Source organism: Lentzea aerocolonigenes (genome assembly GCF_000955955.1).
In the GTDB taxonomy this organism is placed as follows: domain Bacteria; phylum Actinomycetota; class Actinomycetes; order Mycobacteriales; family Pseudonocardiaceae; genus Lentzea; species Lentzea aerocolonigenes_A.
Map to the genome: position 1 here is coordinate 1 of NZ_JYJG01000602.1, position 972 is coordinate 972.

General features: G+C 68.0%; 1 protein-coding gene. It reads right to left on the reverse strand.

Annotation, left to right across the window (positions count from 1 at the left end; genetic code table 11):
* On the reverse strand, positions 1 to 746 hold a 746-nt coding region (locus tag UK23_RS47795), incomplete at its 3' end, for an acyltransferase domain-containing protein (RefSeq protein ID WP_330770663.1).
* Positions 747 to 972 lie beyond the last annotated feature (226 nt).

Genomic DNA, 972 nt, shown 5'->3' on the forward strand with positions numbered 1-972 from the left:
AGCATCGGCTCCATCAACGGCGAGTGGAACGCGTGCGAGACCTTCAACCGCTTGTTCTTCCACTTCGCGGCGATGGCGAGCACTTCTTCTTCGACCCCGGCGATCACCACGGACCGAGGCCCGTTGACCACCGCGATGGACACGCCATCGGTCAGGTGCTCACGGACCTTCTTCTCAGACGCGACCACCGACACCATCGCGCCACCGGCCGGCAACGCCTGCATGAGCGACGCACGCGCCGTCACCAGCTGACAGGCGTCCTCAAGGCTGAACACACCAGCGACATGCGCGGCCGCGATCTCGCCGATCGAATGCCCCGCGATGTGGTCGGGCTGCACGCCGTAGAACTCGAACAGCCGATACAGCGCCACCTGGAACGCGAACAGCGCGGGCTGCGTGTACCCGGTCTGGTTCAGCGCGTCCTGGTCACTCCCCCACATGACCTCGCGAACCGCGGGGTCGAGGTTCGCGAGCACAGCGTCCAGCGCCTCGGCGAACACGGGGAACGCCTCGTACAGCCCGCGCCCCATGCCCACCCGCTGCGAGCCCTGCCCGCTGAACAGGAACGCCAGCTCCCCGGCCTTGGCCACCCCGGACGCCAGCACCTCGCCATCGAGCACCACAGCCCGGTGATCGAACACCCCGCGCGTGGTCAGCAACGAGAACGCGATGTCCGCCGCATCCCCAGGCCACGCCTTGATCCGCTCGACCTGCCCGGCCAGCGCCCCGGCCGACCGCGCCGACACGACCAACGGAATCGATCCCGACTGGGGGCCCCGGGGAGACCGAGGTCCCCACTCCAAGCGTCCCACGAGGGTCTGACGATTCCGGGCCCGCAAGATCGGCAACCGGCGAGTTGTCCACAGGCGCCGAGTTGTCCACAGATTGCGAAGCAGTGCCCTGACCAGCATTTTCGCCGAGTACGCTGGAAATCGGGGGGATCCCCGCGGGCGCCTCGATGATCACGTGGGC